15 protein-coding genes are annotated in these 15,415 nt (G+C 65.1%); 8 read left to right on the top strand and 7 right to left on the bottom strand.

Translation table 11 applies throughout. The annotated features are described in order from the left end of the window. Positions 1-81: 81 nt before the first annotated feature. The 4 genes from K9B33_RS15775 to K9B33_RS15790 all read right to left on the bottom strand — a co-directional run bounded on the left by K9B33_RS15775 (position 82) and on the right by K9B33_RS15790 (position 5,165). Positions 82-1,287 carry an ABC transporter permease gene (locus K9B33_RS15775; protein ID WP_224550038.1) on the bottom strand — a complete coding sequence of 402 codons (1,206 nt, stop codon included), beginning with the start codon at positions 1,285-1,287 and terminating at the stop codon, positions 82-84. 187 nt (positions 1,288-1,474) lie between these two features. Beyond that, on the bottom strand, positions 1,475-2,179 hold the full coding sequence (locus K9B33_RS15780) for an ABC transporter ATP-binding protein (RefSeq protein WP_224550039.1): 705 nt from the start codon (positions 2,177-2,179) through the stop codon (positions 1,475-1,477). Positions 2,180-2,185: 6 nt separating this feature from the next. After that, the gene (locus K9B33_RS15785) at positions 2,186-3,724 is read right to left on the bottom strand and encodes an efflux RND transporter periplasmic adaptor subunit (protein WP_224550040.1); all 1,539 of its coding nucleotides are present in this window, start codon (positions 3,722-3,724) and stop codon (positions 2,186-2,188) included. Further along, entirely contained in the window at positions 3,714-5,165 is a 1,452-nt protein-coding gene (locus K9B33_RS15790; protein WP_224550041.1) for an efflux transporter outer membrane subunit, read from the bottom strand. Before K9B33_RS15790 ends, K9B33_RS15785 begins: the two co-directional genes overlap by 11 nt. Before the next feature lie 183 nt (positions 5,166-5,348). Here K9B33_RS15790 and fabD point away from each other — a divergent pair, with 183 nt between their 5' ends. Together fabD and fabG are read left to right on the top strand one after the other, a co-directional pair. Beyond that, positions 5,349-6,284, top strand: a complete 936-nt coding sequence (gene fabD, locus K9B33_RS15795; protein WP_224550058.1) for an ACP S-malonyltransferase — start codon at positions 5,349-5,351, stop codon at positions 6,282-6,284. A 61-nt stretch (positions 6,285-6,345) separates the two neighbouring features. Further along, a complete protein-coding gene (fabG, locus tag K9B33_RS15800) occupies positions 6,346-7,086 on the top strand; it encodes a 3-oxoacyl-[acyl-carrier-protein] reductase (RefSeq protein WP_224550042.1) in 741 nt (246 codons plus the stop codon). Between the two features lie 55 nt (positions 7,087-7,141). Here the strand turns inward: fabG and K9B33_RS15805 are convergent, their stop codons facing one another. Both K9B33_RS15805 and K9B33_RS15810 read right to left on the bottom strand, forming a co-directional pair. After that, entirely contained in the window at positions 7,142-7,723 is a 582-nt protein-coding gene (locus tag K9B33_RS15805) for a hypothetical protein (RefSeq protein ID WP_224550043.1), read from the bottom strand. Further along, positions 7,720-8,949 carry a glycosyltransferase family 87 protein gene (locus K9B33_RS15810; protein WP_224550044.1) on the bottom strand — a complete coding sequence of 410 codons (1,230 nt, stop codon included), beginning with the start codon at positions 8,947-8,949 and terminating at the stop codon, positions 7,720-7,722. Before K9B33_RS15810 ends, K9B33_RS15805 begins: the two co-directional genes overlap by 4 nt. Before the next feature lie 203 nt (positions 8,950-9,152). Here K9B33_RS15810 and K9B33_RS15815 point away from each other — a divergent pair, with 203 nt between their 5' ends. From K9B33_RS15815 to K9B33_RS15830, 4 genes are all read left to right on the top strand, one after another. Further along, positions 9,153-9,386, top strand: coding sequence for an acyl carrier protein (locus K9B33_RS15815; RefSeq protein ID WP_007689016.1), 234 nt, complete (start codon positions 9,153-9,155; stop codon positions 9,384-9,386). A gap of 179 nt (positions 9,387-9,565) precedes the next feature. Beyond that, positions 9,566-10,825, top strand: a complete 1,260-nt coding sequence (fabF, locus tag K9B33_RS15820; RefSeq protein ID WP_224550045.1) for a beta-ketoacyl-ACP synthase II — start codon at positions 9,566-9,568, stop codon at positions 10,823-10,825. Between the two features lie 106 nt (positions 10,826-10,931). After that, entirely contained in the window at positions 10,932-11,930 is a 999-nt protein-coding gene (gene mltG / locus K9B33_RS15825) for an endolytic transglycosylase MltG (RefSeq protein ID WP_224550046.1), read from the top strand. Continuing rightward, positions 11,927-12,298, top strand: a complete 372-nt coding sequence (locus K9B33_RS15830) for a hypothetical protein (RefSeq protein ID WP_224550047.1) — start codon at positions 11,927-11,929, stop codon at positions 12,296-12,298. Before mltG ends, K9B33_RS15830 begins: the two co-directional genes overlap by 4 nt. Before the next feature lie 14 nt (positions 12,299-12,312). On the opposite strand, the gene K9B33_RS15835 is transcribed toward K9B33_RS15830, so the two are convergent. Continuing rightward, complete coding sequence (locus tag K9B33_RS15835; RefSeq protein ID WP_224550048.1) at positions 12,313-12,735, bottom strand: sugar transporter; 423 nt, start codon at positions 12,733-12,735, stop codon at positions 12,313-12,315. Positions 12,736-12,822: 87 nt separating this feature from the next. Here K9B33_RS15835 and K9B33_RS15840 point away from each other — a divergent pair, with 87 nt between their 5' ends. Continuing rightward, positions 12,823-13,341 (top strand): 2'-5' RNA ligase family protein, encoded by a 519-nt coding sequence (locus tag K9B33_RS15840; RefSeq protein ID WP_224550049.1) that lies wholly within the window; start codon positions 12,823-12,825, stop codon positions 13,339-13,341. A 493-nt stretch (positions 13,342-13,834) separates the two neighbouring features. Continuing rightward, entirely contained in the window at positions 13,835-15,247 is a 1,413-nt protein-coding gene (locus K9B33_RS15845) for an IS5 family transposase (RefSeq protein ID WP_318011141.1), read from the top strand. Positions 15,248-15,415 lie beyond the last annotated feature (168 nt).

Raw genomic sequence — 15,415 nt, forward strand, 5'->3', positions numbered from 1 at the left:
TCCGGTGATGGAGAGGGACTAGGGCGCGGGTGTCGCAGGACTATGCCGGGCGACACCCGCTTTTGTCGCAAAATATATCAGCTACTCGTGACGCAGCGCGTCGATCGGGTTGAGCGCCGCCGCGCGCCGGGCCGGGAAATAGCCGAACACCACGCCGATCGCCGCCGAAAAGACGAAGGCGATCAGGTTGACCTTGATGTCGAACAGAAACGGCACCTGCATCAGCGGCGCGATGGCGACCGTCGCGATCAGCGCCAGGAACAGCCCGATCAGGCCGCCCAGGCAGGACAATACGATCGCCTCCACCAGAAACTGCATCAACACCTCGCGCGCGACCGCGCCGATGGCGAGGCGGATACCGATTTCCCGCGTGCGCTCCGTCACCGACACCAGCATGATGTTCATGATGCCGATGCCGCCGACCAGCAGCGAGATTGCCGCCACCGCGCCGACGATCTGGGTCAGGATGGTGGTGGTGCCGGTCAGCGTGTCGCTGATCTGCTTGGTGTCGAAGACGTTGAAATTATCCTCGGCGCCCGCCTTGATCTTGCGCCGCTCGCGCATCAGTTCCTCCAGGCTCGACTGGACCGTGCTGGTGTCATAGGCGTCATCGACCGCGACCATGATCTGGCTGATGTCGCGGTCGCCCGTGAAGCGGCGCTGCACGAACTTGATCGGCATGACGACGACATCGTCCTGGTCGCCGAAGCCGCCCTGGCCGCGCGTCGCCAGCACGCCTACGACCTGGCAGGACACGCCCTTGATCCGCATCCGCTTGCCCACCGGTTCGGCGCCCTGGAACAGGTTGGTGCGCACCGTATTGCCGATGATGCAGACGGGGCGGCCGGCCTCCTCCTCTTCCGCCAGGAACAGGCGGCCGTCCGCGACCTTCCACTGCTGCACCTCGGAATAGGCCGATGTGGTGCCATAGACGGTGGTCGACCAGTTATTGCCTTCATAGATGGCGGTGCCGCTCGACTGCACCACCGGGGCGACGGCGCGCACGCCGGTCAGCTGATTTTCGATCGCGGTGAGATCGCGTTCCTTGAAATCGGGCGGGCGCGGGCCGCCGCCGCCGCGGCCGAAGCCCTGGCCGGGGCGCAACTGGAGCACATTGGCGCCGAGCGAACTGATCTGTTCGCGCACCGCCGCCGTGGCGCCATTGCCCAGCGTCACCATGGTGACGACCGCGGCGACGCCGATGATGATACCCAGCGTGGTGAGAAACGACCGCAGCTTGTGCCGGTTGATCGCGCGAAAGGCGAGGATGATGGTGGTGCCTAGCATGGACGGTCCTTCCTCTCCCCTGGGGAGAGAGGGATGAGGAGACTTGGCAGCTTGCTGCCTGGCCGTAGTTGGGAGAAGGGGGAGGGCGCAGGCTTCATCCCCCTTTTCCAACTTCGCTTCAGTCGCTTCGCGCCTAAGGCTGCATATCCTTCTCCCCCGCGGGGAGAAGGCTCGATCGCTCTCTCCGTCACGCCGCCACCTTCTGTTCCACCCGCTCGACCAGGCCGTCCTTGAAATGGACGATGGTGCGGGCGAAGGCGGCCATGTCGGGTTCGTGGGTCACCATCAGCACGGTGATGCCGCTGTTGCGGTTGAGGTCGGTCAGCAATTCCATGATCTCCACCGACCGTTTCGAATCGAGGTTGCCGGTCGGCTCGTCCGCCAGCAGCACGTCGGGATGGGTGACGATGGCGCGGGCGATGGCGACGCGCTGCTGCTGGCCGCCCGACAGTTCGGCCGGCGTATGGTCCCACCAGTCCTTGAGGCCCACCTTGTCGAGCGCGGCCATGCCCATGTCGTAGCGGGTCTTCTTGTCCTCGCCGCGATAGAGCAGGGGCAGTTCGACATTTTCCAGCGCGGTGGTGCGCGACAGCAGGTTGAAGCCCTGGAACACGAAGCCGAGATAGCGGCGGCGCAGCAGCGCGCGCTGGTCGCGGTCCAGCGTTTCGACATGGCGGCCCTTGAACAGAAACTCCCCGCCCGAGGGCACGTCCAGGCAGCCCAATATGTTCATCGTCGTCGACTTGCCGGACCCCGACGGCCCCATGACGGCGACGAAATCACCCTGCGCGATGTCGAGGTCGATGCCCTTCAACGCCTGGAACGCGGTCGGGCCTTCGCCATAAACCTTGGTCACGCCGCGCATGGCGATGATCGGATCAGCGATCGGCATGACGCGTCAGCTTCCACTCTGGCGGCCGGTGCCGCTAGGCTGGGATGGTGCGGCGGGCGCGCCGTTCGTCGGCGCGACCGGCGCGGTTTCGGGTGCGGCGTCGCCCGAATTGCCGAGCTTGCCGACGCTGGCGGGCGTGCCGTCGGCCGACGGATTGCTCTGGCGGCGGTCCGGCGCCCTGGTGTCGGCACCCGTATCGGCCTTCTGGTCCTCCGCCGGGGCTTCCTGGCCGGCCGCGAGCTGGCCGGTGATGACGCGCATTCCTGCCTTCAATGCGCCGCCCGTAACGGCGGTGCGCGATCCGTCGCTGGCGCCGACCGTTACCTGCAGCGCCTTGGGATTGCCGTCCTCGCCGACGATATAGACGGTCTGGCTGCTGCCCGCGCCGAAATTGACCTGGCGCTTGGCGCCGCCACGGCGCATCCGGCCCGGACCCGGCAGGACGCTGGTGATGCCGCCGCCCTGCGCGGCGCTGCTGGGCTTGAAGCGTAGCGCACTGTTGGGGACCAGCAGGACGTTCTGCAGTTCCTGCGTCACGATGTCGGCGGTCGCGGTCATGCCGGGACGCAGCGTCTCATCGTCATTGTCGACCGACAGCACCGCCGTATAGGCGACCACCGTGCCGGTCGTGCTGGTCGTCGTCGTGCTGGTGGACGAGGACGAGCTGCTGGAGCTGTTCGACCCGACATTGACGCGCGTGACCTTCGCCGGGAAGGTGCGGCCGGGGAAGGCGTCGACGGCGAAGGTGGCGCTCTGGCCTTCCTTCACCTGGCCGACATCGGCTTCGTCCACCGACACTTCGACCTCCATCTGCGTCAGGTCTTCGGCCAGGGTGAACAGCACCGGCGCGTTCAGCGAGGCGGCGACGGTCTGGCCCGGTTCGATGTCGCGCGACAGGACGACGCCGTTCACCGGCGACACGATCTGCGCGATCGACAGATTGGTCTGCGCCGTGGACAGTTGCGCGCGCGACACGTCCACCTGCGCCTGCGACGACCGCAGCGTGGCCAGCGCCGACTGATAGTCCGCGCGCGCGGCATCGATTTCGGTCTTGGCCGGCACCTTGCCGCCCGACAGGTTGAAGACGTTCAATTGCCGGTCGAGCGTCGCCTTGGCCAAGGCGACCTGCGCCTGCGCCTGCGCGACACTGGCCTGAGACGATGCGACCTGCGCCCGATTCTGGTTCACCGTGTCGACCAGCCGGCGGGTGTCCAGTTCAGCGAGCTTCTGCCCCTTGGTCACGCGATCGTTGACGTCGACATAGACCGCGGTGATCTTGCCGGACTGTTCGGACCCGACATCGACCTGGTTGATCGGCTTTAAATTGCCGGTGGCCGACACGCTGACGGTCAGGTCGCCCTGCCGCACTTCGCGCGTCGCATAATTGGGCTTGTCGTCACCTGAAAAGCAGCGCGCGAGCAACAGGATCGCGATCAGCAGGACGACGCCGATGCCGCCGCGGATCACCCATTTGCGCCACGGCTTTTCGGGCTTCGCGCCCAAAAAGTCGTCAAGATCCTGGTCTTTGGTCACATCATTGCTCATTTGGGCGATCGTCCATGCTCTGCCAGCCGCCGCCCAGCGCATTGTAAAGCTGGGCGATGGCCAGAACTTCGTCGGATTGCGCGGAAGCCAGGCTGTTGCGCGCGTTCAATAGGGTGGATTCGCTGGTCAGCAGCGTCTGGAAGTCGGTCAGGCCCGCCTGATATTGGCTGCGCGCCAGAATCGCGGCGTTGTTCGAGGCGTCATAGGCGACGGCGAATTCCGCCTTGCGCGCGCGGGCGCTGGTCAACTGCGCCATGGCGTTCTCGACATCCTCCAGCGCGGTGAGGACGCTCTGCTTATAGGCGGCGAAGGCGGCGTCGGTCGCGGCCTTTTGCGACCGTACCTGCGATTGCAACCGCCCGCCGTCGAAGATCGTCTGCGCCACATTGGCGAAGACGCCGCCGGTGATCAGGCTGAACAGGTCGCTGAAGGCGTTGGACGTGGTGGCGATATTGCCGCTGATGCCGAGCGAGGGATAAAGCTGGGCCTGCGCGACGCCGATCCGCGCGGTGGCGGCGGCCAGCGCCCGTTCGGCGCTGCGCACGTCGGGCCGCTGGCGCAGCGTGTCGGCGGGGATGCCGGTCGCGATCTGCGTCGACGCGACAGGAATGGGGGCGGGGGTTTCCAGCGCGCGGGTCGCGTCGCCCGGCGCCTGGCCCGTCAGCACCGCAATGCGGTTGAGGCTGCCCTTCAGGCTCGCCTCGATCTGCGGGATGGTCGCACTGGTCTGGGCCAGTTGCGCGCGGGCCTGCTGTTCGTCCAGCGACGAGACGAGGCCGGCCTGCAAGCGCCAGCTGGCAATGTCGAAATTATCCTTCTGGACGCGCTGGCTTTCGCGCGCGATGCGCAACTGTTCCTGCGCCAGCCGCGCCTGGATATAGTTGGTCGCCAGTTCGGATATGATCGTCATGCGGACATTGGCGAGGTCATATCCCGACGCGGCCAGATCCGCCCGCGCGGCTTCGGCGGTGCGGGACAGTTCGCCGAACAGGTCGATCTGCCAGCTCGCATTGGCGCCCAGCGAATAGGTGCTCGACCATTTGCTGGCGCCCGTGCTGATGACGTTGCCATTGTCGTCGACACGGGTGCCGCCCGCCTGGCTACGGTAATTCTTGCCGCCGCTGCCCGATCCGCTGATCTGCGGCAGGAAGGTGGCATTGGCCTGGCGCAGCGATTCCCGCGCCTGCCGCAACCGGGCCTGCGCCTGGACGATGTCCAGATTATTGGCGATGGCGCGGTCGATCAGGCCGCTGAGCGCCGGGTCGTTCAGCCGCGTCCACCAACTGGCGAGGTCGGCATCGCCGACCGGGGCGGAGGCGCCCTGGCTATAGGCTGCCGGCAGGCCCAGCGCAGCGCCCTGCGGCGCGCGATAGTCCGGCCCCGCCGCGCAGGCGGACAGGAGGAGCGCCGTGCCGCTGATCCAGCTTATGCGATATCGCACCTTTTCCTTGCACTCCGTCGTCGTTAAAGGGGCGGCCACTCTGCCCCGATCCGAAAGGGGGTTGATACGTCCGGCCCCTGACTGCCGCAGGGGTATGTACGGCTCAATGACATTTATGTCTCAAAGTGTATCGTGTTTGAATTTATGCGCTTTTTTAAGCGCCTTGTGGTCAGGGGATAAATGATGCGGGCATTTCTTTTTCCAGGGCAGGGCAGCCAGTCCGTCGGCATGGGCAAGGCGCTGGCCGACGCCAGCCCGGCCGCGCGGGAGCTGTTCCAGGAGGTCGATGACGCCCTGTCGCATCATTTGTTCCGGTTGATGGTGGAAGGACCGGAAGACCGGCTGACCCTGACGGAGAATGCCCAGCCCGCAATCATGGCCAACGCCATCGCGACGTTGCGCGTGATGCAGGCCGAAGGCGGTTTTTCGCTGGCCGAAAAGGGCGACTATGTCGCTGGCCATTCGCTCGGCGAATATAGCGCGCTCTGCGCCGCCGAAGCGCTGGACGTCGGCACCACGGCGCGGCTGCTCAAGCGCCGCGGCTACGCCATGCAGGAAGCCGTGCCGGTGGGCGAGGGCGCGATGGCCGCGCTGCTGGGCGCGGACATCGACAAGGCGCAGGCGCTGAGCGACGCTGCCGCACAGGGCGAAGTCTGCGCCGTGGCCAATGACAATGATCCGAGTCAGGTCGTCATTTCCGGCCACAAGGGCGCAATCGAGCGGGCCGTCGCCATGGTCAAGGATCATGGCATCAAGCGCGGCATCCTGCTGCCGGTATCCGCGCCATTCCACTGCGAACTGATGCAGCCCGCCGCCGATGCGATGGCGCAGGCGCTGGCCGCGTCCGCGCTGACCGCGCCGCTGCTGCCGGTCTATGCCAATGTGCTGGCCGCGCCGATCGCCGATCCTGAAGAGATCAAGGCTCGCCTGGTCGAACAGGTCACCGGCCGCGTCCGCTGGCGCGAATCCGTCGCCGCCATGTGGGCCGCGGGCGTCACCGACTTCGTGGAAGTGGGCGGCAAGGTGCTTGGCCCCATGGTCAAGCGCATCGCTCCCGACGCGACCGTGCGCAGCATCGTGACGATGGACGATATCGAGGCGGCGCTGGCGGCTTTTTGACCCTCTCCCGTCACCCCCGCCTCCGAGGGGATGACGGGCATTATGGATGAAAGGACTATCCATGTTCGACCTAACAGGCATGACCGCGCTGGTGACCGGCGCTTCGGGGGGCATCGGCTCGTCGATCGCCAGGGCGCTGGCCGCGCAGGGCGCGACCCTCGCGCTTTCGGGCAGCAATGAGGAGAAGCTGAAGGCCTTCGCCGCCGAACTTGGCGGCGACCATAAGACGATCGTCTGCAACCTCAGCGATCCGGCCTCGGTGGATGCGCTGGTGCCGCAGGCGGTCGAAGCACTGGGCGGCCGGCTCGACATCCTCGTCAACAATGCCGGCATCACCCGCGACAATCTGATCCTGCGCATGAAGGACGAGGAATGGAGCCAGGTGATCCAGGTCAATCTGGAGGCTGCTTTCCGTCTGGTCCGCGCCGCCGCCAAGCCGATGATGAAGGCGCGCTTCGGCCGCATCATTTCCATCACTTCGGTGGTCGGCGTCACCGGCAATCCGGGCCAGTCCAACTATTGCGCGTCGAAGGCGGGCATCATCGGCATGTCCAAGTCGCTGGGCCAGGAACTGGCGAGCCGCGGCATCACCGTCAACTGCGTCGCGCCCGGCTTCATCCGGTCGGCCATGACCGATGCGCTGAACGATGCGCAGAAGGGCGCGATCCTCCAGAAAATCCCGGTCGGCGATCTCGGCGATGGCGACGACATCGGCGCGGCGGTGGTCTATCTGGCGAGCAAGGAAGCCGGCTATGTCAACGGCCAGACGCTGCACGTCAATGGCGGGATGGCGATGATCTGATCGCTTCGCCCATCGCGAAGCCAAGGGGGCCGGGCGCTGCGCGTTCCGGCCCTTTTCAATAGCCGGCGCGTTTCAGCACCTGCTTCACCGCCGCGATGGTCTTGACCTTCGCGACCTGATCCGGACCGTCGCGCCGGCCGCAATCGCAGGCATAATGGTCGAACAGGCGCTCGGTCGCCTTGACCGGGACCAACGCCGTCTGGCCCGGCTTCCAGTCGTCGAGGATGCGTATGTCGTAGAGCGTGCCGCTGACGTCATAATGGCGGATGTGCCAGGCGAGGATCACGATCAGTTCCTTCGCCGCATCCCGGTCCGCATTGGCGAAGCCGATCGCGGCGATATCGGGCGATCCGCCCTCCTGCTCGCCGATGGTGACGCTGACCGGCGCGCCGTTCCCCTGTTCGGGCAGCATCACCAACTGCCGTTCTGCCTCGTCCTGCGGGCCGGCCAGATAGTCGGCGAAGATCACCGCCCGGCCATTCCATGCGGCGGGGGTGACGTTCACCGCCTCTGCCGGCAAGCCCAGCCGCCGGGCCGCCCGATGCTGCGTACTGGCGGCATGGGCGGCGCTATCCTGCGCGACAGCGGGGGGCGCCGCCGTCAAGGCGAGGGCCAACGCTATGACGATTCGCTTCACGCTTCGACTCGTCGCTTCATGATCCGCAGCCAGGACGGGAGCGCGCCATCCAGCACCGCCGCCCGCCGCAGCGCCAGCGCCAATACCGCCATGGCCGCGATCAGGTTCACCGGCACATGGGTCAGTTCCGACAGCGACCGGCCGAACAGCGGTGCGATCCAGGCATAGGCGAGCCATGTCGGCTCCCAGCGCAGCGCGCCGCGCCCCCGCATGTCCGCCGCCATGAAGGCGATGGCGACGCCCAGCAGCACGAAATCATAGTCCAGCACATAGGGGGTGCAGAGCAGGGCCGCGCTCAAGGCCGCCGCGCCGCGCACCGCCATCGATCCGCGCCGCGCGGCGATCGCGGCCGCGGCGATGGCGATCGCGGTGACGACGCCCTGCACGGCATAGGCAAAGGGGATCGATCCGCCCCATTGGCGGATCGCGGAAAAGGGGCTCTGGATTTTTTCCCAGCCGGTCGCGCCGGCCTCTATGATGATATGCTGCGTCAGCGGCAGGGACTCGATGAAGGCCTGCCACACCGGCCATCCCCAGATGGCCAGCGTCACCAGGCAGAGCACCGCGACGGTGAGGCCGGCCGATACGAAAGCGCGGATATTGCCCCGCGCCAGGATCAGCACAGGGATCAGCACGGCGAATTGCGGCTTGTAGACCAGCGCGCCGAGCAGCATTCCCGCAACCCATGGCCGCGTGTCGAGCAGCAGCATGCCCGCTCCCAGCAGGCTGGCGGTCAGGAAGGCATTCTGGCCATGGCCCAGGCACACCAGCACGACGGGCGCGCCCAGCGCCACCAGCATCGCATCGCGATCGTCCGGCAGGATGCGCCGCACCAGCGCCAGGGCCAGCATCAGCGTCATCCCCTGCCAGATCAGCAGCGCCGCGACATAGGGAAATTGCGCCAGCAGGGTCGCGACGATCAGGAAGGGCGGGGGATAGTGCCAGCCGTAAAAGGGGATGGCGGGATCGTGATGGACCTGCTTCTGGACCTCATAATGGGTCGGCCAGTCCCACGCCTGTGGCGCGCGGCCGTGATCGGCCATCCACCCGGCGGTCCAGACGTTGGAGAAATCGGTGCCGAGCGGTCGGCCCAGCGAATCTACTGTCCCATGCGCGGTCGCGAACAGGTAAAGCAGGCCGATCACCGTCGACGCCAGCACCAATATCGCCGTCAGCCGGACGCGCGCACGGGTGACGAAAGGGTCGGGAGAAGGGACGATGGCCATGCTGCACCCGTCGCATAAGCGGCTGAAATTTTGGTAAACAGACGGTTATCGGGAAGCAATCGGCCATTTTTTGTTGCCGGATCGTCGCGTCAGGCAATGTGGGGGCTTGGCGACCTAGCCTCTTGCCTCTATCGGAGCTTGGCACTAGGGCTGCCTTAACGGTTGTTCAGACCACCAACGATACCCAGTAAGAAGGACCACTCATGAGTGAGACCGCGGATCGCGTAAAGAAAATCGTCGTCGAGCATCTGGGCGTTGAAGCCGAAAAGGTGACCGAGGACGCCAGCTTCATCGACGATCTGGGCGCGGACAGCCTGGACATCGTCGAACTGGTGATGGCGTTCGAAGAAGAATTCGGCGTCGAAATCCCCGACGACGCTGCCGAGAAGATCGCGACCGTCAAGGATGCGATCGACTATATCGACAGCAAGCAGTAAGGCGTTTTGCGGCCCGCGCCGACGCGCCGGGCCGCCCTACGCGTTAGGAAATGGCTCCTCCTGTCCGGTGACCCCGGAATGCGGGGAGCCTTTTCGTATCTGGCGCGCCGTTCACAAGTCCGCCGCAAGGGGCTAGACGGGACGGCGCGGAGCCAAATGGAATATTTCGGAGCAAGCATATGCGTCGTGTCGTCGTAACCGGCCTTGGCATGGTCAGCCCGCTCGGCGGGGATGTGGAAACCAGCTGGAAGAACATCATCGCGTCCAAATCGGGCGCAGCCACGATCACGCGCTTTGATCCGACCGACTATAAATGCCGCATCGCCTGCGAAGTGAAGCCGGCGACCCATGAATATGGCTATGATCCGGGGCTGGACGTCGATCACAAGATCCAGCGCCAGGTCGACCTGTTCATCGTGTTCGGCATTTCCGCCGCCAGCCAGGCGCTGCGCGACGCGGGCCTCGACAATATGTCCGAGGAAGAGCGGCTGCGCGCCGGTTGCTCGATCGGGTCGGGCATCGGCGGCCTGCCGGGCATCGAAAGCGAATCGCTGGTATTGGCCAACAAGGGGCCGAGCCGGGTTTCCCCGCACTTCGTTCATGGCCGCCTCATCAACCTGATCTCCGGCCAGGTGTCGATCAAATATGGCCTGATGGGGCCGAACCATGCGGTCGTCACCGCCTGTTCGACCGGCGCCCATTCGATCGGCGACGCCGCGCGCATGATCGCGATGGACGATGCGGACGTCATGCTGGCGGGCGGCGCGGAAAGCGCGATCTGCCCGATCGGCATCGCCGGTTTCGCCCAGGCGCGCGCGCTCAGCACCAATTTCAACGACGCGCCGGAAAAGGCGAGCCGCCCCTATGACGTCAACCGCGACGGCTTCGTCATGGGCGAAGGCGCGGGCGTGGTGGTGCTGGAAGAATATGAACATGCCAGGAAGCGCGGCGCGAAAATCTACGCCGAAGTGATCGGCTATGGCCTGTCGGGCGACGCCTATCATGTCACCGCCCCCCATCCGGAAGGTTCGGGCGGCTTCCGCTCGATGCAGATGGCGCTCAAAAAGTCGGGCCTCAGCCTCGAAGATATCGACTATGTGAACGCCCACGGCACCTCGACCCCGCTGGGCGACGAGCTGGAACTGGGCGCGGTCAAGCGGCTGTTCGGCGATCATCTGGGCAGCATGTCGATGTCGTCCACAAAGTCGGCGATCGGCCATCTGCTGGGCGGCGCGGGTGCGGTGGAGAGCATTTTCTGCATCCTCGCCATGCGCGACGGGATCGTGCCGCCGACGCTCAACCTCGACGAGCCGAGCGAGAGCTGCAAGGGCGTGGACCTGGTCCCGCACGTCGCCAAGGAGCGCAAGGTGCGCGCGGTGCTGAACAACTCCTTTGGTTTCGGCGGCACCAACGCCTCGCTCATCATGAAGGCGATCTGACTTTGGATCGTCATTGCGAACCCCGGCGAAGGCCGGGGGAAGCCATCCAAGGGCGCATCACGGGATGGCTTCGCTCCGCTTGCAATGACGATATGGGCTGACGGCGATGGCCCGGCGTTCCAGATCCACCCCCACACGCCGCCTTGCCGGCATCATCCTTCTGATCGGCCTGGCCGTCGCGGCCTTCATCGCCTTCCGCTTCGTCTATGGCTGGAGCGAGCAGGGGCCGGCGACGCAGGATATCAGCGTCGTGGTGCCGGAAGGATCGACCCTGTCCGACGCGGCGGTGCTGCTGAAGCGGGCGGGCGCGGTGCGCTCCGCCGACGCCTTCCTGACGCGGGCGAAGGTCTTCGGCGCGGGCAAGTCGATCAAGGCGGGCGAATTCGTCATCCCCGCCGGCGCGAGCAACAGCGACATCCTGTCCATCCTGCAAGGCGGCAAGACGCTGACCCGGCTCATCACCATTCCCGAAGGCATGCCCTCGCTCCTGGTGCATGAGCGGCTGATGGCGAACGACCAGTTGACCGGCAGCATCCCGGTGCCGGAGGAGGGCAGCGTGCTGCCCGACAGCTACGCCTTCGACAAGGGCGAGCCGCGCGCCGCCGTCCTCAAACGGATGCAGGCGGCGATGGACAAGGCGCTGGCCCAGCTCTGGGCCGAGCGCGCGCCCGAAACCATCGCCAAATCGCCGAAGGAGGCGATCATCCTGGCCAGCATCGTCGAAAAGGAAACCGGCGTGCCGTCCGAACGGCCGATGGTCGCGGGCGTCTATAGCAACCGGCTGCGCACCAACATGATGCTCCAGGCCGACCCGACGATCATCTATCCCATCACCCGCGGCAAGCCGCTGGGCCGCCGCATCCGCAAGTCGGAGATCGCGGCGGTCAATGATTACAATACCTATGCCATGGTCGGCCTGCCCAAGGGGCCGATCGCCAATCCGGGGCGATTGTCGATCCTGGCGGTGCTGCACCCGGCGCAGACCAAGGCGCTCTATTTCGTCGCCGACGGCAAGGGCGGCCATATCTTCGCCGACACCTACCAGCAGCATAATGAGAATGTGCGCAAATGGTTCGAGATTCGCCGCGCGCGTGGTGAATTGTGAGGGCGCGATACCGGAATTTATGGCCGCTCGCCGCGGCGTTGCTGCCGTTCAACGCCGACGCCCAAACCCATGATCCGGCGATCCGTCATTCCGCGCGCTGCCTGATCGTGGTGGCCTCGCTGGCGTCGAGCGAGGATGCGACGCTGAAAATGTCCGGCCTGATGGGTTCGCTCTTCTTCGCCGGTCAGATTTTCGGCGCGGAGCCGGATATCGATCTTGCAAGTCTGATGAAGCGCGAGGCGATCGATATCGACGAACGCCTGACCAAGGAACTGCTCGTCCAATGTGGCGGCGAACTGCAGCGGCGCGGCGGTCAGATCAGCGCGGCAGGGGAGGCCCTGAAGGCGATGAGCGGCAGCGCGCGCTGATCCCGCGGCTTAACTCAGCGCAATATGCCCTTCGCCACCAGCGACCGGGCATAGAGCCATGCGAACAAAGCGACGGCGAAGATCAGGGCGGGGAAGGGGACGGTGACCGCCCAGCCCTTTTCCGCCAGCAGGTTCGTGCCGAGGAACGTATATCCGAACTGCGCGATCACGCAGACCAGCGAGATCAGGCACAGGAAGGGCGCGATTGCCTTGCGCAGCAGCAACGCGATGGCGCCCAGGGTGCCGGTCGCCACGGCGATGGCATAGACGATCCAGACCCAGGCAGGCATCAGCGCGAAGGCGCGCGCGCTGGCGGGGTCGGTCCGCGCCAGTTCATGCACGTCCATTGTATATTGCATGGTGAAGGCGGCGATGCCCATCAGCCCCCACAGCAGCAAAATGACGCCGATGATCGTGACGCTACGCGACGTGGCCATGATGTCCCCCTCCTTGCTTCACGCCGCTGCGCCGTGCAGGACGCCAAGGATAAATCATACACCCGATCGCTGCGGACAGGAAGAGACATGACGATAGCGGAACGAGGCGCGCCGGTCATCGTCACGGCGCTGATGGGCGCGGCGGATTTCGCCTGGGCGGACGGGCTGCGGCGCGCGCATTTTCCGCCCGATCGCAATATGCTGCCGGCGCATATCACGCTGTTCCACCATCTGCCGCCTTCGCTGTTGCCGGAACTGGCGGATCGGTTGAAAGGGCTGTGCCGCATGCCGGCGCCTGCCGCGACGCTCGCCGCGGTCATGTCGCTGGGGCAGGGGGTCGCCTATCGCATCGACAGTCCTGGCCTGATGGCGATGCGCGACGATCTGGCGGACGCCTTCATCGGCCTGCTGACCCCGCAGGACCAGGCCCGCCCGCGCCTCCACGTCACGGTCCAGAACAAGGTGAAGCCGGACGTGGCGAAAGCGCTGGCGGCGCAATTGGCGGCGGATTTCCGACCGCGCGCCTTCACGATCGCCGGCCTCGCCGCCTGGCACTATCGCGGCGGGCCGTGGGACCTTGCGATGAAGGCGATGTTCAGGGGGTAGGGACGAAGCAACGGTCTGCAATCAGCCATATTCCGTCATGCCAGCTTTCGCGGGACCACCAATATTGTAACTCGCTGGAAATTGCGATCTGATCCAATATAACTTGGGGGGCAGCCATAGGGGTAATGAACCAAGCGTGCTATCGCGTTGATTTTGAGAGATAATTGATGAAAAAGGGAATCCGTCCGTACGAACGTTCCCACATTTTGCATGGGTCGCGATGGGGATTGAATGAGTCTGGGCCGGTGACTGTCCGCCCCCATCATCACATTTTTGAAGGCAAAACCATTATATTGCCTAGCTAGTCGTCTGTGAAAAGCGCTGAAGCCCGCAGGGAGGCGTGGGTTTTGGTGGATATGAAGTAATCGAATTTGCAAGGTTTTGGGGAAATCGGGCGAAAAGCTTGCGATTGCGCGCGCCCGTGCACGTAGGGGCTTTCCTCGCAAGTCGGGTCGTGATTCACTGAGTTGGACGACACGAAGAGGTTTTGCCGATGCCTCCGAAGAAGCCCGCGCCGCGCAGTGACGAGTTGTTCCGCAGTCAGCTCGACAACATGGTCGACATGGAACACGCGCTGGTGAAATTGGCGGAGCTGATCGACTGGTCACGGTTCGATGCGGCCTATGGACGGTTCTACCATGAGAAAGGCCGCCCTGGGCTGTCGACGCGGCTAATGGCAGGCCTGCACCTGCTCAAGCACATGGAGGGCCTGTCGGACGAAGCCGTCTGCGCCCGCTGGGTCGAAAACCCGTACCACCAATTCTTTTGCGGCGAGCAGTACTTCCGCCACAAGCTGCCACTGGATCGTTCGTCGATGACGCGCTGGCGGAACCGGATCGGGGCCGACAAGCTGGAACTTCTGCTCGCCGAGACGCTGCGCGTGGCGATGGAAACCAGGGCAATGCCGCCGCAGGCCTGCGAGCGGGTGACGGTGGACACGACTGTACAGACCAAGGCGATTGCCCATCCCACCGACAGCCACCTGCTGCTACGCGGCATCGAGTGGCTGAACCGGATTGCCCGCAAGCACGGCATCAAGCTGCGCCAGTCATTCCTGCGGGTGGGCCGCCAGGCTCGGCGCGATGTCTCCCGGCTGATCCACGGGCGCGGTCACAAGCAGGCGATGCGTTGGGTGCGCAAACTTCGCACCTGGCTGGGCCGGCTCGACCGCGACATCGGCCGCAAGATCGCCGGAAATGAGGAACTCGAGGCCGCCTTTGCCGTCGTCCGCGAGCGGGTGGCAAAGATCCTCACCCAGAAGGCTGGCAGCACGGACAAGCTTTATGCCCTGCACGCGCCCGAGGTGGAATGCATCGCCAAGGGCAAGGCGCGGGCCCGCTACGAGTTCGGGGTAAAGACCTTGATCGCAGTGACAAACGCCCGCACCGCCGGCGGCCAGTTCATCGTCGGCATGCAGGCGTTGCCCGGCAACCCCTATGATGGCCACACCCTGTCTGGGCGGATCGAGCAAGTCGAGCGCCTGACCGGCGTCACCGTTGAGCGGGCTTATGTCGATCGCGGCTACAAGGGGCACAAGCATGGCGGGCAGGCCAGGGTCTATATCGGCCACACCCGCGGGATCACCTCACCCACGATCAAGCGCGAGCTCAGGCGCGATGCCGTGCTCAATGACACCACCCTGATGGTGCCGCTGGTCCTCGAACGGCAGGCTGCAGAAACCCAGCTATGGGTCAAGGAAGTCCGCGTCGGTGAGGGCCGCGATCCGGGCGGTCGAGCGAACATGCTCGGCCAGCAGGTCTGCATGTCGCCTGAGGCGATACCTCGATCCATCGATCTGGAGACGATGGCGTGGTCCAACATGCGATCGAGTAGTGCGGTGGTGACGACGGGGCTCCCGAAATTTTCGCCCCATTCTGTGACGTGCTTGGCCTTTTATACCCAGTAAGGAGCGTTAGCGGGATACCGCATAGGCAAGAAAAACCTCCCACCTCGTTCTAAATGCATTTTGCAGGTCCGTACCGTCCAATTTGCTGGATTCATTGCGGAACCGTTCAGCGACACCATCGATAAGATCGCTGAGAATGCTGGCGAGCGTGGAGGCATTGACGTGGCG

Source organism: Sphingobium sp. 3R8, assembly GCF_020166615.1.
In the GTDB taxonomy this organism is placed as follows: domain Bacteria; phylum Pseudomonadota; class Alphaproteobacteria; order Sphingomonadales; family Sphingomonadaceae; genus Sphingobium; species Sphingobium bisphenolicum.